Annotated in this window: 23 protein-coding genes; 11 read left to right on the top strand and 12 right to left on the bottom strand. The window is 61.0% G+C overall.

Annotated features, from left to right (window positions below; genetic code table 11):
• Positions 1-62: 62 nt before the first annotated feature.
• From ASG68_RS01860 to ASG68_RS01845, 4 genes are all read right to left on the bottom strand, one after another.
• Entirely contained in the window at positions 63-800 is a 738-nt protein-coding gene (locus tag ASG68_RS01860) for a 16S rRNA (uracil(1498)-N(3))-methyltransferase (RefSeq protein ID WP_062583604.1), read from the bottom strand.
• 11 nt (positions 801-811) lie between these two features.
• Entirely contained in the window at positions 812-2,332 is a 1,521-nt protein-coding gene (locus ASG68_RS01855) for an inorganic phosphate transporter (RefSeq protein WP_062583605.1), read from the bottom strand.
• 79 nt (positions 2,333-2,411) lie between these two features.
• A complete protein-coding gene (locus tag ASG68_RS01850; protein ID WP_062583606.1) occupies positions 2,412-2,918 on the bottom strand; it encodes an NUDIX hydrolase in 507 nt (168 codons plus the stop codon).
• 254 nt (positions 2,919-3,172) lie between these two features.
• Positions 3,173-4,000: a FadR/GntR family transcriptional regulator gene (locus tag ASG68_RS01845; protein ID WP_062583607.1), complete on the bottom strand. Its 828-nt coding sequence runs from the start codon at positions 3,998-4,000 to the stop codon at positions 3,173-3,175.
• A gap of 175 nt (positions 4,001-4,175) precedes the next feature.
• Here ASG68_RS01845 and ASG68_RS01840 point away from each other — a divergent pair, with 175 nt between their 5' ends.
• Together ASG68_RS01840 and ASG68_RS01835 are read left to right on the top strand one after the other, a co-directional pair.
• Positions 4,176-5,459 carry a DUF3422 family protein gene (locus tag ASG68_RS01840; protein WP_062583608.1) on the top strand — a complete coding sequence of 428 codons (1,284 nt, stop codon included), beginning with the start codon at positions 4,176-4,178 and terminating at the stop codon, positions 5,457-5,459.
• Positions 5,460-5,498: 39 nt separating this feature from the next.
• Complete coding sequence (locus ASG68_RS01835) at positions 5,499-6,956, top strand: DUF6880 family protein (protein ID WP_062583609.1); 1,458 nt, start codon at positions 5,499-5,501, stop codon at positions 6,954-6,956.
• On the opposite strand, the gene ASG68_RS01830 is transcribed toward ASG68_RS01835, so the two are convergent.
• Positions 6,904-7,800, bottom strand: coding sequence for a LysR family transcriptional regulator (locus ASG68_RS01830; protein ID WP_062583610.1), 897 nt, complete (start codon positions 7,798-7,800; stop codon positions 6,904-6,906). The genes ASG68_RS01835 and ASG68_RS01830 overlap by 53 nt on opposite strands.
• A gap of 109 nt (positions 7,801-7,909) precedes the next feature.
• Here ASG68_RS01830 and ASG68_RS01825 point away from each other — a divergent pair, with 109 nt between their 5' ends.
• The 4 genes from ASG68_RS01825 (at position 7,910) to ASG68_RS01810 (ending at position 12,536) form a co-directional block, all read left to right on the top strand.
• Positions 7,910-9,349 carry an FAD-linked oxidase C-terminal domain-containing protein gene (locus tag ASG68_RS01825; RefSeq protein WP_062583611.1) on the top strand — a complete coding sequence of 480 codons (1,440 nt, stop codon included), beginning with the start codon at positions 7,910-7,912 and terminating at the stop codon, positions 9,347-9,349.
• On the top strand, positions 9,346-10,548 hold the full coding sequence (glcE, locus tag ASG68_RS01820; protein WP_062583612.1) for a glycolate oxidase subunit GlcE: 1,203 nt from the start codon (positions 9,346-9,348) through the stop codon (positions 10,546-10,548). The genes ASG68_RS01825 and glcE overlap by 4 nt, the downstream gene beginning before the upstream one ends.
• Positions 10,549-10,744: 196 nt before the next feature.
• Positions 10,745-12,043 (top strand): glycolate oxidase subunit GlcF, encoded by a 1,299-nt coding sequence (gene glcF, locus ASG68_RS01815; RefSeq protein WP_062583613.1) that lies wholly within the window; start codon positions 10,745-10,747, stop codon positions 12,041-12,043.
• A gap of 34 nt (positions 12,044-12,077) precedes the next feature.
• The gene (locus ASG68_RS01810) at positions 12,078-12,536 is read left to right on the top strand and encodes a hypothetical protein (protein WP_062583614.1); all 459 of its coding nucleotides are present in this window, start codon (positions 12,078-12,080) and stop codon (positions 12,534-12,536) included.
• A gap of 335 nt (positions 12,537-12,871) precedes the next feature.
• Here ASG68_RS01810 and ASG68_RS01805 read toward each other — a convergent pair whose 3' ends face one another.
• Positions 12,872-13,561: a L,D-transpeptidase gene (locus tag ASG68_RS01805; protein WP_062583615.1), complete on the bottom strand. Its 690-nt coding sequence runs from the start codon at positions 13,559-13,561 to the stop codon at positions 12,872-12,874.
• Between the two features lie 164 nt (positions 13,562-13,725).
• Positions 13,726-14,469: a L,D-transpeptidase gene (locus ASG68_RS01800; RefSeq protein ID WP_062583616.1), complete on the bottom strand. Its 744-nt coding sequence runs from the start codon at positions 14,467-14,469 to the stop codon at positions 13,726-13,728.
• A 252-nt stretch (positions 14,470-14,721) separates the two neighbouring features.
• Between ASG68_RS01800 and ASG68_RS01795 the strand changes: the two genes are divergently transcribed.
• Positions 14,722-15,351, top strand: coding sequence for a DNA-3-methyladenine glycosylase I (locus ASG68_RS01795; RefSeq protein ID WP_062602618.1), 630 nt, complete (start codon positions 14,722-14,724; stop codon positions 15,349-15,351).
• A gap of 4 nt (positions 15,352-15,355) precedes the next feature.
• On the opposite strand, the gene ASG68_RS01790 is transcribed toward ASG68_RS01795, so the two are convergent.
• The 4 genes from ASG68_RS01790 to ASG68_RS01775 all read right to left on the bottom strand — a co-directional run bounded on the left by ASG68_RS01790 (position 15,356) and on the right by ASG68_RS01775 (position 16,973).
• Positions 15,356-15,553: a hypothetical protein gene (locus ASG68_RS01790; RefSeq protein ID WP_062583618.1), complete on the bottom strand. Its 198-nt coding sequence runs from the start codon at positions 15,551-15,553 to the stop codon at positions 15,356-15,358.
• Positions 15,554-15,676: 123 nt separating this feature from the next.
• Complete coding sequence (locus tag ASG68_RS01785; RefSeq protein ID WP_062583619.1) at positions 15,677-16,066, bottom strand: DUF305 domain-containing protein; 390 nt, start codon at positions 16,064-16,066, stop codon at positions 15,677-15,679.
• 50 nt (positions 16,067-16,116) lie between these two features.
• Complete coding sequence (locus ASG68_RS01780) at positions 16,117-16,401, bottom strand: hypothetical protein (protein WP_156373779.1); 285 nt, start codon at positions 16,399-16,401, stop codon at positions 16,117-16,119.
• Between the two features lie 155 nt (positions 16,402-16,556).
• Positions 16,557-16,973, bottom strand: coding sequence for a hypothetical protein (locus ASG68_RS01775; RefSeq protein WP_062583621.1), 417 nt, complete (start codon positions 16,971-16,973; stop codon positions 16,557-16,559).
• Between the two features lie 282 nt (positions 16,974-17,255).
• Between ASG68_RS01775 and ASG68_RS01770 the strand changes: the two genes are divergently transcribed.
• From ASG68_RS01770 to hisG, 4 genes are all read left to right on the top strand, one after another.
• Positions 17,256-17,882, top strand: coding sequence for a helix-turn-helix domain-containing protein (locus ASG68_RS01770; protein WP_082478263.1), 627 nt, complete (start codon positions 17,256-17,258; stop codon positions 17,880-17,882).
• Positions 17,883-17,991: 109 nt separating this feature from the next.
• Positions 17,992-19,662, top strand: coding sequence for a histidine--tRNA ligase (gene hisS / locus ASG68_RS01765; RefSeq protein WP_062583623.1), 1,671 nt, complete (start codon positions 17,992-17,994; stop codon positions 19,660-19,662).
• A gap of 265 nt (positions 19,663-19,927) precedes the next feature.
• On the top strand, positions 19,928-21,049 hold the full coding sequence (locus ASG68_RS01760) for an ATP phosphoribosyltransferase regulatory subunit (RefSeq protein WP_062583624.1): 1,122 nt from the start codon (positions 19,928-19,930) through the stop codon (positions 21,047-21,049).
• On the top strand, positions 21,046-21,741 hold the full coding sequence (gene hisG, locus ASG68_RS01755; RefSeq protein WP_082478265.1) for an ATP phosphoribosyltransferase: 696 nt from the start codon (positions 21,046-21,048) through the stop codon (positions 21,739-21,741). The genes ASG68_RS01760 and hisG overlap by 4 nt, the downstream gene beginning before the upstream one ends.
• A 5-nt stretch (positions 21,742-21,746) precedes the next feature.
• Here the strand turns inward: hisG and ASG68_RS01750 are convergent, their stop codons facing one another.
• A complete protein-coding gene (locus ASG68_RS01750; RefSeq protein ID WP_062583716.1) occupies positions 21,747-22,271 on the bottom strand; it encodes a DUF2937 family protein in 525 nt (174 codons plus the stop codon).
• Between the last annotated feature and the right edge of the window lie 165 nt (positions 22,272-22,436).

The raw sequence follows: 22,436 nt of genomic DNA, 5'->3' as shown, positions 1-22,436 counted from the left end.
GAAATTCTTTCAAGTCCGGTTCAATTTTTCAACACCTTGCAGTCGCGAAAATGTCGCATGTGCTATTGCCAATCGCCGATGGCCGCTTGGATAACCGCCATGGCTGCGACGGCGGCGGTATCGGCCCGCAGGATTCGGGGGCCGAGTGGGATCGCGGTGACGAAATCGAGGCTGCGCAGCAGGCTGCGTTCCGTATCGGAAAAGCCGCCTTCCGGGCCAATCAGCAGCGCATGCTTACGCTCCTTGATCCCGGCCAGCACCGGCAGGGGATTCTGGCCTGCATCGCCTTCGTCGCAGAAGATGATTCGACGGTCGGTCGGCCAGTTTTCCAGAACATCTTCCAGCCTGCGTGGTTCGGTGACATCCGGAATGCCGAGCACCCCGCATTGTTCGGCCGCCTCGATGACATTGGCGCGGACACGATCGAGATTGGTGATCTTGCCCTGGACATGCTGGGTCATCACCGGCTGCAGCAATCCGGCACCCATTTCAACGGCCTTCTGCACGAGATAATCCAGCCGCCCGACTTTTAGGGGAGCGAACAGATAATGCAGATCGCAAGGCGCGGGCTGCGGTCGTGTCTGCTCGACCGCCGTCAGGAACAGCCGCTTCTTGGTCGGGAAGGACAGGTCTGCCCGCCACTCGCCATCCCGGCCGTTGAAGATCAGGACCGCATCGCCTGCCTCGAAACGCAGCACATTGACCAGATAGTTGAACTGTTCCTTCAAGACCTCGTAGATCGCGCCCTTGGCAAGCGGCACATCGACAAACAGCCGCTGCATGCGGAAATTGGCGCGCATGGGATACGTCCTTAGATGAAGAGGGCTGTGAAAATGAAATAAAGCGCGGCGGATAGCAGCGCCGAGATTGGAACGGTGATAACCCAAGCGCCGACGATTGTCATGAAATGCGAGCGCCGGACCAGGCGCCGCCGATGGCTTTCCTCGGGGCTGTGCTGAACACGCCGTTCGAAATCCATCTGACCGGTTTTCTTGCGGACATATTCCAGTCGCCGCGTGGAGTTGCGGGTATACCACTCGCGGAAGAAACCGATGCCGAAAACAGCGCCGACCGCCGTATGGGTGGTCGAGACCGGCAGGCCGAGCGATGTGGCGATGAGCACGGTGATCGCCGTCGCCAACGCCACGCAATAGGCGCGCATCGGATTGAGCTTGGTGATTTCCTCGCCGACGACGCGGATGAGCTTTGGTCCGAACAGCAGAAGGCCGCAGGAAATGCCGAAGGCGCCGATCAACATCACCCAGAGCGGAACATAGGTTGTCTTGACGATCGCCAGCCCGTTGACATTGGCGACGATAGCCGAGAGCGGGCCGACGGCATTGGAGACGTCATTGGCGCCGTGGGCGAAAGAGAGCAGCGCCGCGGACAGGATCAGCGGCATGCGAAACAGCTTGCGCAGAGACTGATTGCGGTTTTCGAGGCCCCGCGCCTGCCGGGCAACCCATGGGCGTGTGACGAGAATGGTGACAGCCGCGACCGCAAGGCCGATCAGGATGCCGTTGGTCAAAGAAACAGTAACGACCTTTTCCAAGGCGATGACGGCGAAATAGGCGGCAAAGGATCCGGTCATCGCGGAGATGAGGAACGGTGTCCAGAACACGGCCGCACGTATCTTGTCTTCACGATAGATGATGAAGGTCTTGATGAACGCCAGCAGGATGGCCGCGATACCACCGCCGAGGATCGGTGACACCATCCAGCTTGCGGTGATCCCGGCAAGCGAAGTCCAGTGGATAGCGTCCATACCGGCCGCCGCAACACCGGAACCAAGAATACTGCCGACGATCGAGTGGGTGGTCGAAATCGGTGCGCCGGACCAGGTGGCGATATTGATCCAGACGGCGGCCGAGACGAGCGCCGCCATCATGACCCAGACGAAGGAAAGCCCGGTCGGCATTTGCGCTGCATCGACGATACCGGCCTCGATGGTAGACACCACACGGCCACCGGCGAAGACAGCGCCAGCGATCTCGAAGATTGCGGCGATGACGAGCGCCATTGCCATGGTGATCGCCTTCGATCCCACAGCGGCGCCGACATTGTTGGTCACGTCATTGGCGCCAATATTCATGGCCATGTAAGCGGCAACAGCGGCGGCAGCGACGATGATCAGGAAGCCCGGTTCCTCGGATACATAAGCCGCCGCAAGGATCATGCTGAGAACGAGGAAGAGCATGCCGAGCCCGATGCCCGCCCACGGCCGCAGCACATGGTTAGTCGCCTGCTCATTGAGCGTGACCTTGTCGAGGTAGCTGTCGAGTGTCGGCTTTTCGAGGCTCGGGAGCGGTTTCACCGTCTTTTCTCCATTCATGCAGGCGACGGGCTGTTCTGTCGGAACTATGCCCGGTCGGCCTTACGTCACGCTATCCGCTTTACCGGATGGCGGACGTCTATCGCGCCATCGATTCGGGAGCGGAATGCATGGTGGCCAAAAGCCGTTTTTCAAAATTCAGGATCAGGTCCTTGAGCATCGGCTCGGCGACACGGTTGGCCGCCTCGTCGAATGTCACCCACTCCATCTTCCGGCTGCCCTTTTCCGGAAAATTCTTCAGCATGTCCAGCACGACAATCGGGTAAACCTGCACCATGCACTGAACTTTCAGTCCATGGTCCATGCCTTTGTCATACATGTAGAAACCGATACGTTCCGCGCCGGCCTCACCCTTGACGCCAGCCTCTTCATACGCTTCGCGTGCGGCAGCCTCGTGACACAACTTGCCTTCCATCGGCCAACCCTTGGGAATGACCCACCGGCCAGTATCGCGGCTGGTGATCAGCAAGATTTCGGGTATGGCCGTCTTCTTCTTGAATCGATAACACAGTGCAGCGCACTGCATTCGCACCGGGCGGCGGAACATCAGGCGGACGTCTGTGGCGATTCGATTCAAAATGTTCAACGTCAGGGTGACCTTTCAACCAATAGAATCATCAAACTGTAATATCGTTTCACTATGCTCGCTTCGTGCAGGCTGTAAACGGGTAGATTTAGTGAGACACATATAGTGCCGCAGCGCGCCCACGGGAGAGGGTACGAAGCGGAAGGCGGCTAATTTAGGTGGATTGCACCAGCGAAACGTGTCGTTCGCGCCGTCCTAGAGTTTGTTTGCGGCATTGGCGAGGCAATCCACGCCATTTTTCACAGAAATCTCGATCAGTGCTCGTCGTCGATAGCCGTTTTCGGGTTGGCGGCGGACGGCTGGCGGCCGCGTTGCTGCATGCGCAACTGAGAGATGCGCGCCCACTCGCCGGAGCGCTCGGCGTCGCGCGTCGCCGTGATGATGAAGTCGATATGGTTCTGCGCCGCTTCCCGCGCCTGCTGCGGATTGCCGGCCATGATCGCTTCGTAGATTGCTTCATGCTGGGCCAGCAGCCTGTCGCCGGCGCCGGGGGCAGCAAACAGGACCTCGCGATTGAAGAAGATGCCGCCGCTCAAGAGCCGGTAACAAGCGCGCAGCGTATGCAGCAGGATGATGTTGTGGGCCGCCTCGCCGATCGCGCTGTGCAGGTCGACATCCGTCTTCAAGCCACCTTCGGCAGAGCCCGCCAGATGGGCTGCGCGCATCTCCTCCATGATCCGTGTCAGCATGTCCTTGTCGAAGCGCGTCGCGCGCCGCGCTGCCAGTTCCGCCGTCATGCCCTCAAGTTCGCGGCGATATTCGAGATAATCCTGCGTCGCCTCCTGGTGACGGGCGATCAGTTCGATCACCGGCTTGGAGAAGACCTGGCCGATGACATCGGCGACGAAGGTGCCGCCGCCATGATGGCTGACGAGCAGCCCACGCGCTTCCAGTTCCTTCAGCGCTTCGCGCAGAATGGGGCGGGAGACATCGAGACGACGTGACAGGTCGCGTTCGCTCGGCAAACGCTCGCTGTCGCGCAGCACGCCGTCCAGGATCAGGAGTTCGATCTGCTCGATGATCTCGTCGGAGGTTCGGCTGTGCGGGATGCGGGCAAAGGCATCGATGATCTCGTCTGTCACGGCAAATCTCCTTGACCGGCAATCTAGCTGCCCGTGAAAAAGTGGTCAAATTCTTTAGCCACTTTGACCGCCGTTGCGACGGAGAATGTCGGGGCTGCGTCAATGCGTCCTTTCCCTTTTGCTCATCCTGTTGATAAGAGGGTTCTGATTGATGCGTGAGAGGGGAAAACGCTTCATGGCAAAACGCAGCTTTGCTTTTCCATCGGCACCGGCTCGCGCGCAGGCGCTGGGCGAGATCCATGCGCGTCCATATGCATTGGTGAGATCGCCGCGGGTGATCTTCCAGCTTGCCTTCATGACGGACGGTGGCTCGGGCGTCGATCATGCCGTCCTGTCCGATCTGTCGCGTGCCCGCGGCGTTTCCCCGCCCAGCCGAGAAGCCAATCACCATGCCTTGTCCTGGGGGCAGGGCACGCTGCGCTGGGAGCGGCACACAGAATTTTCGACCTATTTCTGGGACGGCGAAATCCCCGACCGCTTCGGCGGCGAAGTCACGACTCATCCGTTCGGCGACGGCTTTTCTCCGCCCGGCACGCTGATCTCCGGCATCCGGCTGGAAATCCGTCCTGACACGCCGGAAACGCGCGCCGCCATGAGCCAGTTCGATCCGACCAGCCTCTGTTACAGCGACGTCAAGGGTGGCCAGGCCGTCGTGCTGACGGATTTTCGCCAGAACGGCGATGGCCTGACGCCGATCCTGGTCATTGATCGCGGCATGACGGAAGCCGGCACGGGCGCGCTCATCCAGCGTCTGCTCGACATCGAAACCTACCGCACACTTGCCATGGTTGGACTGCCTCTGGCGCAGTCGCTTTCGCCCGATATCCGCCGGATTGAGGATGGGCTCACCGGGGTGACCCAAAGGATGCGCACGTCAGCCCGCGAAAAGGCGGACGAGATGTTGTCCGAGATCACGCTGCTTGCCGCCGAGCTTGAGGCCGGAGCCGCGCTCAGTCTCTATCGTTTCGGCGCTAGCCGCGCCTACTACGGCATTGTGCAGGAGCGTATCCGCTCGCTGACGGAAACCGGAGTGCCCGGGTACGAGACGCTAGGCACCTTTCTCGAACGGCGGCTCGCGCCGGCCATGCGCACCTGCCAGTCGGTCGAAGAGCGGCAGGCCAACCTGTCGCGCAAGCTGACCCGCGCCACCGCCCTGCTGCGAAGCTGGGTCGATGTCGAGCTGGAGCGGCAGAACAGCGTTTTGCTCAATTCGATGGATCGCCGCGCCAAGCTGCAACTGCGGCTGCAGCAGACCGTCGAAGGCCTGTCGGTCGCCGCGATCTCCTACTATGTCGTCGGCCTGTTCGGCTATCTCGCCAAGGCGCTGGAAAGCGAGGGCCTGCCGATCAAGTCGAGCGTGCTGACCGGCCTGTTCGTCCCCATCGCCGTGCTGGTGCTGTGGCTGGTCGTCCGTGCGATCCGCAAACATCATGCAGACGAAGACCGCGAAAGCCACTAAACCTTGAAACCGCATCAGAGAGATTCGGTCAGTCGGTGAATGGCGAAAGCGGCGAAAAAGGCGAAACTGGACAAGAATGGGCTGACCGCGCTTGGTCTCGACAAGCTCATCGAGCTTGCGCTGGATGAGGCGGCACTCAACCCATCCTTCAAGAAGCGCCTGAATGCGGCGCTCGCCGGCATCGGTGGCGGTGCCGGGATTGCCAAGCTCGTCGATACCCGTCTCACCACACTGGAAAAGGCCACCTCACGTATCCGCTGGCAAAAGGAGCGCGCTTTCGGCAACGACCTCGAAAGCATTTCCGCCAGCATCATCAAGGAGTTCGGTGCCGTCGATCCCGGCATGGCGCTGGAACGGCTGATCCGCTTCGTGCTTGGCTATGACGGTATCGCGGAGCGCGCCAACGATTCCAGCGGCCGCATTGCCGGCATCTATGCGCAGGCCTGCGAGGCGGCATCGGACCTTGCACAACGGGCGTCGGCCGAGCAGCAGGCGCATATCGCGTCGCTCATCACGCCCGCGCTGTCGGGGATGGATTATCATGGGTTCCGAACACTCCTGGCTGTGCGCATTGCTGCAGGCCTTTCTCCGGAAGTTCTGAAGGCATGGGACGCTGCATTGGCGCCGGTGATGAAAATCCCGGCGAGCGCCACCCTTCTTCCGGCAGTCGTTCCAGTCCGTCGTGCCATCGTTGATGCGCTCGGCGATCTCGATGCCTATGTCGCGATCGAGGAGGCGCTTCCCGATGCACTGCGTGATCCCGTCGTCGTTGCCGACCGCCTTCATGAGGCGGGCCGGTTTGCTGATGCGCTGGCCTGGATCCGCCGGCCGCGCAAGTCGCGCGTCGGTTTTGTCCGCCGCAGCGAGCTGATCAATGGCGCGCCGAAGCCCCTGCCGGACCGGGACCGGCTGGAGGCAGCCATCCTCGAAGGCATGAAGGACCGGCCGGCCGCGCAGGCGCTTCGCTGGAAGATTTTCGGGCAGGCACTCGATGTCGAAATCCTCAGGGAATACATCGCCAAGGCCGGGGATTTCGAGGAGTTCGAGGCGCTTGACCGGGCCTTTGCCTTCGTCGAGGACTATCGAGAGCCGCATGCTGCGCTGCGCTTCTACCTCGCCTGGCCGAGGCTCGATCTTGCGGCACGTTATGTCATTCGGCGCTGGGGCGTGTGGGAGGGGGAGTTTTACGAATTTCTCCTGCCCGCCGCCGAAGCCTTCGAGGCGGATTATCCGGCGGCGGCCACAGCGCTCTATCGCGCGCTTCTGGAACGCATTGTCGGCCGTGGCCTGCTGGAATTTTACGGGACGGGCGCGGACTATCTGGTGAGGCTCGCGGCACTTGCGGCGCGGCCCGGCGGCAATGATGGGCTGATGCCGCATGAGGACTATGTCGCTGATCTCAAGCGCAGGCACGCCCGCCGCTATGGTTTCTGGGACAAGGTTGCTACCGCTCCCAGTAAGGCTCCGGGCCATAAAGGCTTGTCAGGTAATCGATGAACAGCCTCACCTTGGCCGGCAGGAACTGGCGGCTGGGATAGAGGGCGGAGACGAACAGGTTGCGCGAACCCTCCCAGTCGGGAAGGACCTGCACCAGTTTTCCCGATTTCAGGTCGCCGCCGACATCCCAGGTCGAGCGCAGCGCGATACCGGCGCCGGACAAGACCGCCTCGCGCACCACTTCCGATGAATTGGTGATCAACCGGCCCTGCGGCTTGTAGCTCATCGTTCCCTCGCGGCTTTCCAGCTTCCAGGTATCGTGATTGTGCTGGCGCAGACAGATATGGCGGCTGAAATCTTCGGTCGTCTCCGGCATGCCGAAGCGTTCGATATAGGCAGGCGAAGCGCAGAGGATGCGCCGCACCGGCGCGAGTTTCCGGGCGACCAGCGTCGAATCGCTGAGCTCGCCGATCCGGATCGCCAGATCGAAGCCGTCAGCGACAATGTCGGAAAACTCATCGGAGAGGACGATGTTGAGCACGAGATCGGGATGATCCTCGATGAAGCGGGCGAGATGCGGCGCGACATGCATGCGGCCAAACGAGGTGGGCGCCGTGATGCGCAGCGTTCCCTGAGCCTGCCCCGAACGCCCGGACGCAAAGGCTTCGGCCTCCTCGATCCCGGCCATGATACCGAGAACCCGGTCGTAGAACCCTTGGCCAGCCTCGGTTAGCGAGATCTGCCGGGTGGTTCGTTGGAACAGCCGCGTGCCCAGCCGGTCTTCCAGCCGCTTGATCCGCTTGGAGATGACGGCGGGCGAAAAACCGAGTGCCCGCCCGGCGGCGGACATGCTGCCAGTCGCCACGACACGGGTGAAGACCTCAAGATCGCCCAGATTTGTCATCAATCTTGACCATTGTTTCGGAAACCGAAAAACTGATTATCATTTGCCGGAACGCGAGCATAGTGGTAAAGAAAAAATACCACTTCTCGAAATGCGCAGGGAGGACGAGATGCCCGAGACGATCGCCTTTCTGGAGCCAAAGCCATCGGTGCTTGCCCGCCGCGATGCCATCATTGCCGATCTTGCCGATCTCCTGCCGAAGGGCTGTCTGATCAGCGAAACGCGCGGGCTGGTTCCGTTCGAGACAGATGCCTTCATCGCCTATCGCCAGGTGCCGCTCGCCGTTGCCCTACCGGAAACGACGGCGCAGGTGGCCGCGGTGCTGAAATATTGCAGTCGCTACGGCATCCCGGTCATTCCGCGCGGGGCCGGGACGTCGCTGTCGGGCGGCGCCATCCCGCAAGCCGATGCCGTGGTGATTGGCCTGTCGAAACTGTCGCGCATTCTCGATATCGATTTTGCCAACCGCACCGCGACGGTGCAAGCGGGTGTCACCAATATCAACATTTCCGAAGCCGTCTCTGCCGACGGCTTCTTCTATGCGCCGGATCCGAGTTCGCAGCTCGCCTGCACGATCGGCGGCAATATCGGCATGAATTCCGGCGGCGCCCACTGCCTGAAATACGGCGTCACCACCAACAACCTGCTGGGCGTGAAGATGGTGCTGTTCGATGGCACGATCATCGATCTCGGCGGCAAGGCGCTGGATGCGCCGGGTTATGATCTGCTCGGCCTCGTCTGCGGTTCGGAAGGCCAACTCGGCATCGTCACCGAGGCGACCGTGCGGCTGATCGCAAAACCGGAGGGCTCACGGCCGGTGCTATTCGGCTTCATGTCCTCGGAGGAGGCGGGAGCCTGCGTCGCCGAAGTCATCGGCTCCGGCATCATCCCCGTCGCCATCGAATTCATGGACAAGCCGGCCATCAGCATCTGCGAGGCCTTCGCCCAGGCCGGTTATCCGATGGATGTCGAGGCGCTGCTGATCGTCGAGGTCGAGGGATCGGAGGCCGAAATGGAGGCGATGCTGGCCTCGATCATCGCGATCGCCCGTCGCCATGGCGTCTCGACGATCAAGGAGAGCCAGTCGGCAACCGAGGCGGCGCTGATCTGGAAAGGCCGCAAATCCGCCTTCGGCGCGACCGGCCGTATCGCCGATTATATCTGCATGGATGGCACGGTGCCGCTCAGCCAGCTGCCCTACGTCCTGAAGAAGACCAGCGAGATCATCGATGGCTACGGGCTGCGGGTCGCCAATGTCTTTCACGCCGGCGATGGCAACATGCATCCGCTGATCCTCTATAATATCAACGACCCCGAGGACGCCGCGCGTGCCGAGGCTGCCGGCAACGATATCCTGCGCCTCTGCGTCGATGTCGGCGGCTGTCTCACCGGCGAGCATGGTGTCGGCATCGAGAAGCGCGACCTGATGCTGCACCAGTTCAGCCAGGTGGATCTCGACCAGCAGATGGCAGCCCGCGCCGCCTTCGATCCGCAATGGATCCTGAACCCCTCCAAGGTCTTCCCGCTGGAAGGGCGCCCGGCTGCATGAGCATGGATTTCGAACCCGCATCTGAAGAGGAGGCCGCCGATGTAGTCCGGCAGGCCTTGGAAAACGCAACACCGCTCAGGATCGTCGGAGGCGGAACGCGCGCCGGACTTGGCAATCGCGTCGAGGCCGAGCAGGTGCTTTCGACCCGCCGGCTCACCGGTATTGTCAGCTACAACCCGGCGGAAATGACCATGAGCGCCAGGGCGGGCACGCCGATGGCGGAGATCGAGGCGGCGCTGAAGAAAAACCGCCAGATGCTCGCCTTCGAGCCGATGGATCACCGCGGTGTCATGGGCACGTCGGGAGAACCGACCATTGGTGGTGTCTTTGCCGCCAATGTGTCCGGTCCCCGCCGTTTCACCGCCGGCGCCGCGCGTGACCATCTGCTCGGCATCCGCTTCGTCAATGGCGCCGGTGATGTCATCAAGTCCGGCGGCAGGGTGATGAAGAACGTCACCGGGCTCGATCTGGTCAAGCTGCTGTGCGGCGCGCATGGAACGCTCGGGCTCATGACCGAGGTTACATTCAAGGTGCTGCCTCTGCCGCCCGTCGCCGCGACGGTCGTCGCCTTCGGCCTGGACGATTCACAGGCCGTCGCTGCCATGGCGCATGCGATGGCGATGCCCGTCGAGGTGTCCGGCGCCGCCCATCTGACGGCGACCGTGCGTTACCGCTTCATCGGCAGCAATTTTCCGGAGGGCGCGGCAACCGTGTTGCGCATCGAGGGCCTGGCTGCCTCGGTTTCCGTCCGCTCCGAAAAACTGAGGGCGGCGCTGGCAACTGTCGCGCCCGTTGCCGTCCTTGATCCGGAAGTGACGGAGAAGCTCTGGCACGATATCCGCGATGTCAAACCCTATGCGGACGGCACAAGGAAGGCGCTCTGGCGTGTCTCCATCGCACCAACCGCCGGCCACCAGCTTGTCGCCGCGCTGCGGCTCGAGGCCGGTGTCGATGCCTTCTACGACTGGCAGGGCGGCCTCGTCTGGCTGCGCATGGAAGCGGACGCGGAAGCCGATCTCCTGCGCCGCTACATCAAGGGACTGGGCGGCGGCCATGCGACGCTGATACGCGCGTCCGATGCCGTGCGCGCGGAGACTGCGGCCTTCGAACCGGAACTTCCGCCCGTCGCGGCCTTGTCAGCGCGGATCAAGGAAAAGTTCGATCCCAAGGGAATTTTCAATCCGGCGAAGATGGGGTGAGTACCAGTATGCCGAACCTTACCCCCCTCTGTCACTGCGTGACATCTCCCCCTCAAGGGGGGAGATCATTCCGTTCCCTTGCCGCCCTCTGTGTAAGGCGGGCAAGAAGTCAGCGGCCAATCTCCCCCCTTGAGGGGGAGATGTCCCGGAGGGACAGAGGGGGGTATGCCTCCGCACATTCGGAGCAAAATACCTGATGCAAACCACCTTCACCCCCGAACAGCTTGCCGATCCGCATGTGGCCGAATCTGAATCCATTCTGCGCAAATGCGTGCATTGCGGCTTCTGCACCGCTACCTGTCCGACCTATGTGACGCTCGGCAACGAGCTCGACAGTCCGCGCGGGCGCATCTACCTGATCAAGGACATGCTGGAAAACGGCCGTCCAGCGGATGAGGAGGTCGTCACCCATATCGACCGCTGTCTGTCCTGCCTCGCCTGCATGACCACCTGTCCCTCGGGCGTGAATTACATGCATCTGGTCGATCATGCGCGTGTGCATATCGAAGAGACCTACCGACGGCCGCTGAAGGATCGTCTGGTGCGTGGCGTTCTGGCCGCGGTGTTGCCCTATCCATCCCGCTTCCGGCTGTCGCTGAGAGTGGCAAGGCTTGGCCGGCCCTTTGCCGGGCTGATGAAGAAGGTGCCGTTCCTGAAGACCTTCGGCGTCATGTTGGATCTGGCGCCAACCGAGATCGCTGCGCCATCCGAAGCCTCGAAACCGGGTGTCCGGCCGGCAAACGCTGAGAAGCGCGGCCGGGTCGCGATCCTCACCGGCTGCGCCCAGCCGGTGCTGAAGCCGGGGATCAACGAGGCGACGATCCGGCTGTTGACCCGGCTCGGTGTCGAGGTCGTGGTGCCGGAAGGCGAGGGCTGTTGCGGCGCGCTGGTGCATCACATGGGCCGCGAGGAACAGGCGCTCGCCTCGGCGCGGCGCAATGTCGATGTCTGGACAAAGGCGATCGAGACGGGCGGTCTGGACGCCATCATCATCACCGCGTCGGGCTGCGGCACGACGATCAAGGACTATGGCCACATGCTGCGGCTCGATCCCGATTACGCGGAGAAGGCCGCGCGGGTCTCGGCCCTCGCAAAGGATATCACCGAATATCTGGCTGGCCTCGACCTGCCGCGCCAGGAACCGAAGAACCTTTCCGTCGCCTATCATTCCGCCTGCTCGATGCAGCACGGCCAGAAGATCACCATGGCGCCGAAACTGTTGTTGAAGAATGCCGGTTTTGTCGTGCGCGATCCGGCGGAGGGGCATCTCTGTTGCGGGTCGGCCGGCACCTACAACATTCTCCAGCCGGAGATTTCGGCGACGCTCAAGGCGCGCAAGGTAAAAAATATCGAGGCGACGAAAGCGGATGTCATCGCCACCGGCAATATCGGCTGCATCACCCAGATCGCGACAGGCACGGCGATCCCGATCCTGCACACGATCGAACTTCTCGATTGGGCCTATGGCGGAGACAAGCCGGCTGGCATAAGCTGACCGGCAGGATGATCTTGCCGTCGGGGGAAACCGCATGCGTCTCGTGCCAATTGCCACTGTTCTTGCCATTCTCTCCGCCGGGCCGGCCTTCGCCTCCGGCGGTTTTTCATGCACGGTCGATGACAAAGTGCTGTCGCTCGATGCGGAAAGCGCGTTCAGCCATGGACTGGGCGAGGGGCTGCTGAATTTTCACGGCACGGCCGAAATCCGCGATCCCTTCGCGCCCGACGGCCTGCGCAGGGTAACCCTCGCTGCGAGCCATCTGCCCCATCACTGGCTTTCCGGAAACGAACTCAAGTTGCGGATCTATTCCGAAACCACTGACGGCCCGTTCGCCTCCTTCGATCTTACCGTCGAGACGACGAGCAGCGAGGCCGACGATCCGGCCTATACCGGCACATACCGCCTGCAGATCTATCGTGCCGAAGCGCCGGCGGGTTCGGATGAGCAGCAGGTGATCCGGACCGGCACGGCGGAATGTTCGGTCGGCTGAGGAGACTTGAAAGCAGGAAGTCCGCTGTTGATAGCTTGCTGCGACTATTGTCGCAGACAACCCCGCAACCGGTTGTTTGACGACCGCCGCGACCTGACTCTCCCTCATCCTCGCCCTTGTGGCGGGGATCCAGCGACCCGACGTCCGTCGGGTCAAAAGACCCTTTCAGCCCAAGGACTTGGTCTGGCTGGATTCCCGTGACAAGCACGGGAATGAGGGTGGTTGTGGATGTCGTCAAACACCCCAGCAGCCTTTAAAAAGATTGAAAGCACCCCATCAGCAAGAAAGCCGCCATGGATCGCTCCAGGCGGCTTTCAAAAGTGGACGCTGATCTCTCAACCGCCGAAAATCGTGCGCAGGATATCGATGCCGCGGTCGTCGTAGGAGACGTCGCCCTGCCTGTTGCCGGGGCCGATGACGATCACCTTGGAACCGATCGAGGCGCGATCGTAGAGATGCTCCACATCCTTGTTCATCATGCGGATGCAACCGGACGACATGTTCTGGCCGATCGTCCAGGGCTGGTTGGTGCCATGGATGCGGAAGCCGGAATCGTTCTTGCCCTTGTAGAGATAGAGCGCGCGGGCGCCGAGCGGATTGTCGATGCCGCCTTCCTGATAGGCCGGCAGGATATGCCCCTTCTTGCGTTCGCGGATGATCATTTCCTTCGGCGGCGTCCAGCCCGGCCATTCGGCCTTGCGCTGCACCTTGACGACACCGGACCAGCCAAAGCCTTCGCGGCCGACACCGATGCCGTAGCGCGTCGCCCGATTCGGGCCATCGATGTAATAGAGATATTTGTTGTTGGTATCGACGATGATCGTGCCGGGCGCTTCATCGGTGCTCAGCCGCACCTTGGTGCGCCAATATTGCTTGGCCGGCATTTTCTGCATGGCGACAAGCGTCACATCCGAATTCGTCTTCGTGTTCGCCGGTTCCGCCGGCATGAAGGCAGCAGCACCCGACGCGCCAAGGAGGATAGTGGTCGCAACCGCGGCGGCCAAAGTTCTCAACGCATGTTTCATATAGAATCCTCTCCAGTCCCAAGGCAGGAAACGCTATTCACAATCGCGTTTTCTGCAAGTCTCGCGGAGGCTGGATAGAGCGATTGTGATCGCAAGCGCTGTAACGATGGGAACAGTTGTTGCCGAAAGGTCACTTTTGGACCTCTCGGCACACTGTGGAGGCGCTAGATGACGATGACCTTCGTGCCGACCTTCACGCGTTCGTAAAGGTCCGTCACGTCTTCGTTGCGCATCCGGATGCAACCGGATGAAACAGCATAGCCGATCGTCCAGGGCGCGTTCGTGCCGTGGATACGATAGAGCGTCGAGCCGAGATACATGGCACGCGCGCCAAGCGGATTTTCGACGCCGCCTTCCATCGTGGCCGGCAGGTAGTGACCCTTGGCGGCTTCGCGGGCGATCATTTCGGACGGCGGAGTCCAGGTCGGCCATTCCGCCTTGCGGGTGATCTTGTGGGCACCGGCCCATTCGAAGCCCGGCTTGCCGACGCCGACGCCGTAGCGCCTTGCCTCGCCGTTGCCAGTGACCAGATAGAGAAAGCGGTTGTTGGTATCGATGACGATCGTGCCGGGCTTTTCCTGGGTCTCATAGGCCACCATCTGGGGCAGGAATTGCGGATCCATCTGCCGCGGCTTCGGTTGCGCGCGCGTCATCGCAACCGGCTCGACGTTCCGCTGGAAGAGATAATTCTTTTTTCGGGTGGCGACCGGTGCCTGAACGGCGATACGACGCTGCTGCTGCCGGTAGACAACCGGCTGGACGCCGCCGCCAAGCTGGGTAACCCAGGGGGCGGTGAGGTCCGGGCTGAGGATGACGGGTGGACGGTTGCCATATCGGTCCTGCGCCTCGGCAAGGCTGGTGAATGCGACAAGCATGGTTGTGGCAAGGATGAGGGTTTTTTTCAGCATCGGACGGTTACGCTACCTTTCGCCGGGGACATGTCATAGCTTCGCCATCCGCGGGGCGGGCGCAGCCAGACGGAAATCATGAACGCCAGAAACACTAGCGGGATGGGGCGATCGTGGCACCGGGCAGCAACCGAATGGTAAATGCCCGTTCATTAAAAGGCCTTCGGACACTGAAAGCTTTGGGTAGGGTTATCGCCCGCTTTAGGACTATGGTTGGCGAATGGTAAAGCGTGGAAAAGAACGGAGAAGCGTGTGACGGCAAAGGGCATCATCACCGGCGAGGACGGACGCGACCGCTGCGCCTGGCATGCCAATCTGGAGGATTACCAGCGCTACCACGACGAAGAGTGGGGCAAGCCGATGGCCGATGACATCCGCCTGTTCGAGAAGATCTGCTTGGAAGGCTTCCAGTCCGGCCTGTCGTGGTTGACGATCCTGCGGAAACGGGAGGCGTTTCGCGCTGCGTTTGCGGGCTTTGATTTCGATCTCGTCGCGGGCTTCGGGGACGACGACATCGCCCGCTGCCTCGCCGATCCCGGCATCGTGCGCCACCGCGGCAAGATCGTCTCCACCATCAACAATGCAAAGCGCGCCCAGGAACTGAAGGCCGAGTTCGGTTCGCTCGCTCGCTATTTCTGGAGCCACGAGCCGGGTGGCAACGAACGGCCGAAGATCGTCACCTGGGAAGCGATCGCGGCCAATCCAACCACGCCGACCTCGACACTGATCTCGAAGGATCTGAAGAAGCGCGGCTGGACCTTCGTCGGCCCGACGACGATCTACGCCTTCATGCAGGCGATGGGCTTGGTCAACGACCACATCGAAGGCTGCTTCTGCCGGGAGAAGGTCGAGCAGATGCGCGCCGGATTTGAGCGGCCCTGACGTTTTAGTGGAAGCGCGCCGTGGTCGACCGGTTGTTTTCATAGAGGAGGCCGAGGCCGAAAGCGACGAGGATGGCGCCGATCACCAGCCATTCCTTGTTGTCCGACATGGGGCTGCCGGTCAGGATGTTGGCGCCTTGCAGCATCCACAGCGCGCCTAAAAGAACAACGACGATACCCGCAATATTCTTGAAGATCTTCATAACGTCCTCCACGTTCTGACACAGGAAGTATGTGCCTGATGGGGAAGATCGTCAATGCTGGCAAAACGCTGGAATTGCAGGCGCCGGAGGCTTGCTCCGGCGCCGTTTTCGTCAGGCTTGAGATCAGCCGCCATTGCGGGCCAGCCAGTCCTTCATGGTCTTTATTTCTGCTTCCTGGGCCGAGATGATGCCCTCTGCCAGTTTGCGCAAGTTTTCATCCTTGCCGTATTCAAGCTCGATCTTCGCCATGTCGATGGCGCCCCGATGATGGGCGATCATGCCGCGCACGAAGTCGATATCGGCATTACCCGTGAAGGTAATGTCCATGCCTTCATGCATCGTGGCGTTGGCTTCGGCAAAGGCCTGGCTCGACGGGCCGTTATCGCCCTTGGGCTGCGCCATGGTTTGCATGGACCCGTGGCCCATCTTGCTGTGATCCATCTCCTGCGCGACAAGAGGTGAGGTGAAGGTGGCGGCCAGCATGACGGCAGCCGTGATCAGTTTCAGAGACATCCTGTGCTCTCTTTTCTATCTGTTTTGAAATATGCGGGTGTCACCCGCGTCTAGGACAGCAGGACGAAGCGCTTGGGAGGTGGAAACTGCGGCTTGATGCTGGTTGCCAGCAAGGGCTTTTGCAGCGCCGGCAAGACCGTGCCCGCCTCGATCGCATCCCGGTCAAAGCCGAAATCATCGATCATAACAGCGACACAGGCGGCACAGAGCATCGGATGAACCACCTTCGGATGATGCGAACAGGCCTTGTCCCCCGGTGGACAGGCGAGGTCCGTCGAGGCTGCCGGTGTGGCATGCGCCGCCGGTGCGTGATGCATCGCTACGTTTTTGTTCATCACGCCGATGTCCTGCAACTGCGCGAGCGCGGCGGTCCAGCCGCTGATCAGGGCGCAGAAAACAGCAAGGACGATAAGTGAAAGGCGCATACCGGCAAGATAGGCATGTCTGTCCGCGATGAAAAGGAGGGTGGCATTTTTTCAATCGAAGATATTCAATCCACCGGCGTGAAGGCGAAGATGCCCTGCATCCGGCCGGCGGATGACGCGCCGCTGCCGATGGTCGAGGTGCCCACGCAAAACAGCGGGGCATCCTCTTGCGCCTCTTCCCGCATCGTCGTGCAGAAAAAGAAGGAGGATGCGGCGGCTGTAGCTTCCTCCAGGATGTTGAGCACGGTCTTGTGGTGGTCCACGTGATACTCGCGGATGATATCGAGAAGCCCGCAGAGATTGTCGCCGAGACCGTGGCGGTCGCGGGCAATGTCGCCAACGGTGAAGATGCCGGTGGAAAGGTCGCAGTGCCAGGTTTCGATGATGTAGTCCTGCCGCATCAGGACCTCGACCCATTCCTCATGGGCGCGCCTGTCCTCGGGCAGAATGGTGCCGAAGCCCGGTTTCATGAACTGCAGCATGCCGTCCGTCGCTCCCCGCTTCTCGCCCGCGCATGCACTCCTGGCAGGATCGAGGCAATTTTTGAATTCAGGACCGTTTTGTCGCGATTTAGGGCTTTACCTGTGGGAAGAAAAGGATTGATCTTGTCCTTCATCGTGCCGTTGCAGCCTGCAGGAGAAGTTCTCCGTCAAATTTGAAAATATCGCATAAAAACCGTAACTTAAATGCCTGTGATTGATCGTTTGCTAATCCTTTGATTTTAATTTTTAAAGCTGATCAACTTTTGATTTTAGGAAAGATACATGCCGAACACGCTGAGGAGTGAGCTGATAAGGCAATTGCGCGCTTACCGGTTGAAGACCGGCTTGAGCCAGAGTGACATTGCATGGAAACTGGGATTTTCCCTGCCGACGGTCTCCCGCTGGGAGCGTGGTGTGGCGACACCCGACCTGCGCGCCGTCGGCGCCATCGTCGATTTTCTCCGCCGCGCCGATATCTATGCCGGTCGGGTTCTCATGCAGTCTATTGTGACGGCGCGCGACAGCCGCAATCTCTGGGAAGGCGAGGATATCCGCTATCTCGCCGGCTCGAAGCAGGAGTTCATCGAAACCCCGCAGATGAAGGCCTTTATCGGCAAGAGCATCCGCCGTTACATGACCGGCCTTTACCAGCAATTCATCGAGGACAGGGCGATGGTGGCGAGCCTCAAGGCCGGCGAAATCGCCAGTGTCGATTTCTATGGCGGCGCATCGATGTCGGTGACATCCATCCCGGACGGGTTCGTTCAGCTGAAGCGAATGAGCTTCCAATCGGAATTGAAGGGCGTCATTCGCGGCGATACGCATTCGATCCTGATTCCACGGGCCGAGGCATCCATCGCCGAGGGTGCTGTCGTCCATGACTGGGATACGCTTTCGCAGCGTCTTTAGGTCAGGTTTCGGGCTTTTGGACGCGGCGCAAAGGCTTGCCGGGCCGAGCGTGATCGGATAGGGAAAGCCCCGAAAGACTTGACCGATCGACGCTGAAAGTGCTGCCGCCATGAACGATAAAAAGAAGAAGCCACAGAAGCTGAAAGCCCGCCTGCCGCGCGGCTTCGTCGATCGCTCCGCCGCCGATATCCGCGCCGTCGATGAGATGACCGCCAAGATCCGCGAAGTCTATGAACGCTATGGCTTCGACCCCGTCGAAACGCCGCTGTTCGAATATACCGACGCGCTCGGAAAATTCCTGCCCGATAGCGACCGCCCGAACGAAGGCGTCTTCTCTCTGCAGGATGACGACGAGCAGTGGATGAGCGCGCGCTACGACCTCACCGCGCCGCTCGCCCGCCATGTGGCCGAGAATTTCAACGAAATCCAGCTGCCTTATCGCACCTATCGCGCCGGCTACGTCTTCCGCAACGAAAAGCCAGGCCCCGGCCGCTTCCGACAGTTCATGCAGTTCGACGCCGACACGGTTGGCGCCGCCGGCGTCCAGGCCGATGCCGAAATGTGCATGATGATGGCCGACACGATGGAAGCGCTGGGTATCCAGCGCGGCGATTACGTGATCCGGGTGAACAACCGGAAGGTTTTGGATGGCGTGCTTGAGGCAATCGGGCTGGGCGGGGATGAGAATGTCGGGCGGCGGCTGACTGTGCTTCGTGCAATCGACAAACTGGATAAGTTCGGTGTGGAGGGCGTGAAACTCCTACTTGGCGCAGGGCGCAAAGACGAAAGCGGAGATTTCACCAAAGGAGCAGGGCTTAACGAGGATCAAATCGAACGTGTGGGCCGCTTGTTTCAATACGTCAACGAAAATGATACCCAATCGATCGCTCGCCAATATGAAAATAGTGAAGATTTCGCGTTCGAAACGGTTGTTGGGCGGTTGGATTCTACGAGCGAACAGAATATCGTCGAGATGGAAGCTCGATCTAAAATCGGTCGTACAAATCAAATCGCGCTTGGTTATATCACCGCAGCTTTAGCTCCCAGTGAAGCTGAATTTAACGCTGGCGGGCAGGCGTTAGCTGGTCTCACTGAATTACTTCAACTAGCGATGATTGTTGGAAGTTGCGGTTACTCCGATCGTGTACTTATTGATCCCTCCTGTGTCCGCGGCCTCGAATACTACACTGGCCCTGTCTTCGAAGCCGAACTCCAGTTCGCCGTCACCAACGAAAAAGGCGAGAAGGTCGTGTTCGGTTCGGTCGGCGGTGGTGGCCGGTATGATGGGCTCGTTTCGCGCTTCATGGGTCAGCCGGTTCCGGCAACGGGTTTCTCCATCGGCGTCTCACGTCTGATGACGGCGCTGAAGAATCTCGGCAAACTCGGCATGGAAGAAGTCGTCGCCCCCGTCGTCGTTTGCGTCATGGACCGCGACACCGACAGCCTCGGCAAGTACCAGCAATTTACGCAGGCGCTGCGCCATGCCGGCATCCGCGCCGAAATGTACCAGGGCAACAAGAAGAATTTTGGCGACCAGCTGAAATATGCCGACCGCCGCAACTCCCCGATCGCCATCATCCAGGGCGGCGACGAGCGCGCTGATGGCGTGGTGCAGATCAAGGACCTGATCGAAGGCAAACGTCTCTCGGGCGAGATCGAGGACAACGCAACATGGCGGGAGGCGCGTGTGGCTCAGGTTTCCGTGCCGGAAGCCGAGCTTGTCGCCAAGGTGCGCGAGATGCTGGCGGCGCAGGCCGAGGATCGGGCGCGGGCGAAATGACATTTGGCGGGGTATCAATAAAACCCCTCCCCAACCCTCCCCACAAGGGTGAGCGGGCAGGGCGGCGTTTGCCTCGATTTAAGGGAACTCTATCTCCTTTTCTCAGCCATGACGGTTTGATCTGGAACCACAGGCTCATTCGCCTTGCAGGAATCTCGGCAAACTCGAAATTGCCAATCGGAAACGGCAGCGGCGCCTTGCCTGCTCCCTCCCCCTCGTGGGGAGGGTTGGGGAGGGGCCTTTTGACCGATATCGGACTTTACCCATGCCCCTGATCAACCTCCCGACCTTCGCGGCCGACCTATTGGCGGATTTCGAACGTCTTGGCACGACGCGTGTTGACACCCCCGTCATCCAGCCCGCCGAGCCGTTCCTCGATATGGCCGGCGAAGACCTGCGCCGGCGCATTTTCCTCACCCAGAGCGAAACAGGCGAAAACCTGTGTCTGCGGCCGGAGTTCACCATTCCCGTCTGCATGCGCCATATCGAGACCGCGACCGGAACGCCGAAGCGCTATTCCTATCTCGGCGAGGTGTTCCGCCAGCGCCGAGAAGGCGGTAGCGAATTCTATCAGGCCGGGATCGAGGATCTCGGAACCCGTGATTTCGCCGGTGCCGATGCCCGCGCCGTGGCCGATGCCGTGTCAATCCTCGGCAAGCTTCTGCCCGAACGCCCGCTGGCCGTCACCATCGGCGATCAGGCAATGTTCGAGGCTGTCGTCGCCGCACTTGGCCTGCCGGCCGGTTGGCAGAAGCGGCTGATCCGCGCTTTCGGCGAGCAGACCCAGTTGGAAGCACTGATGCTGCGGCTGGCGAAGCCGGAGCATGTGCCGGGGATCGACGCCAAGGTCGAGGCTCTGCTGGCCGGCGATGACGAGGAAGGCCTGATCGCCCATATCGACGGCGTGATGGAGGCGACGGGCTACCTCACCAATGCCAGCCGCGCCCCGAAGGAAATCGCTCGCCGCCTGAAGGAAAAGCTGGCGCTTGCTGGTACCTCGCTCGATCCCGGCAAGCTGGATGTGCTGCGAGAATTCCTGTCGCTCAATGTCAGCCTGCGCTATGCGCCGGGCGTGCTCGCCGATTTTGCCAAGAGCACCAACCTGCCGCTGCAGGCTGCCGTCGAGCGTTTCGATGCCCGCGTTGCGGCCTTTGCCAATGCCGGCGTCAAACTGTCCGATATCACCTGGCGGGCCGCCTTCGGCCGTCCGCTCGACTATTATACCGGCCTCGTCTTCGAGGTGACCTTGCGCAACGATCACCGGGTTCTGGCCGGCGGCGGGCGCTATGACCGCATGTTGACGCTGCTCGGCGCGGCGGACACCATTCCGGCTGTCGGTTTCTCGCTCTGGCTCGACCGGATCGAAGCGGTGAGGGGAGAGCGCTGATGATCACCATTGCCTTGCCCTCCAAGGGCCGCATGAAGGAAGACGCCTCCGCAATCTTCGACAAGGCCGGTCTGAAGATCGTCGCCGTCGGTAACGAGCGCTCCTATCGCGGCCGCATCGAAGGCCTCGACGATGTCGAGATCGCCTTCCTGTCGGCCTCGGAAATTTCCCGCGAGATCGGCGCCGGCTCGATCGACTTCGGCGTCACCGGCGAAGACCTGATCCGCGAGGGCCTGTCGGAGGCCGATGCCCGCGTCGAATTCTGCGCCCGGCTCGGCTTCGGCCATGCCGATGTCGTCGTCGCCGTGCCGGACATCTGGCTCGATGTCGATACGATGGCAGATCTCGGTGATGTCGCCGCCGATTTCCGAGCCCGCCACGGCCGCAGACTGGCGATCGCCACCAAATACTGGCGGCTGACGCAGCAGTTCTTCTCCAGTCAGCACGGCATCCAGCTCTACCGCATCGTCGAAAGCCTCGGCGCCACCGAAGGCGCGCCGGCAGCCGGCCTTGCCGATATCATCGTCGATATCACCTCGACCGGTTCGACCTTGAAGGCTAACCACCTGAAGATCCTGTCCGATGGCGTCATGCTGAAATCGCAGGCCTGCCTGGTGCGGGCGCGCAAGGCCGAGCATGAGGGTAATCCGCTGGTGGGCAAGATCATCGCCGCAGTGAACGCGGCCTGCTGAGCGCGTCAATGCAGCAACCGGTATCGGCGTCCCGCGCCGAGCCGGTAGGCACCGCGTGACAGGAATGCGGTAAGGCTGGTCATGAACCATCCTGCGGCAAAGCCTATCCCGGCCCATATCAGGCCTGGAACACTGACCGGCACGGCGGGAATGAAATCTCTCCAGGTATTCGTGAGTACCGCGCTGTCCGCATCGCGCAGCAACACGAAAGGCTTGAGGATCGGTGTCGCATCGGCCAGCGCCTCATCCTGTGCCTTGAGCGCCTGAAAACGATCGATCGCACTGCGCATGGTCGCGCCCTGTTGCCTGAGAAAGGGTTCGATGGACGCGGCGTAGATGCCGAGTGCCTTTTCCCGATCAAGTGCATTTTCGCTTGCCTGCCGGTCGAATGTCTCGACAAGCACACGCAATTCATCCAGCGCGCCGCCAATGCGTTGGCGATATTGCTGGGTCAGCTCCGGCGCCTGAGAGGTGACGATGCCCCCAAACGTTGCGAGCCCCAGTGCAAGAAGCCGGGCAAATGGTTTCATGATCTCCAACGCCTTCATGCTTGATTGCCTGAAAGCATAACGAGCTTGTGTTGCAAAGGTTCGATGGACATCCATAACCGCGCAGATCATGGTCCCCGATTTTTTCGCCATGCCGGCTGTTCGCCCCTGAAAATTGAGACATGACTGACTTATATTCCGGCTCCC

The organism is Rhizobium sp. Leaf453, assembly GCF_001425605.1.
Taxonomy (GTDB): domain Bacteria; phylum Pseudomonadota; class Alphaproteobacteria; order Rhizobiales; family Rhizobiaceae; genus Pararhizobium.
The sequence above is the reverse complement of the archived record's forward strand: the minus strand, read 5'-3'. Positions and strand labels throughout refer to the sequence as shown.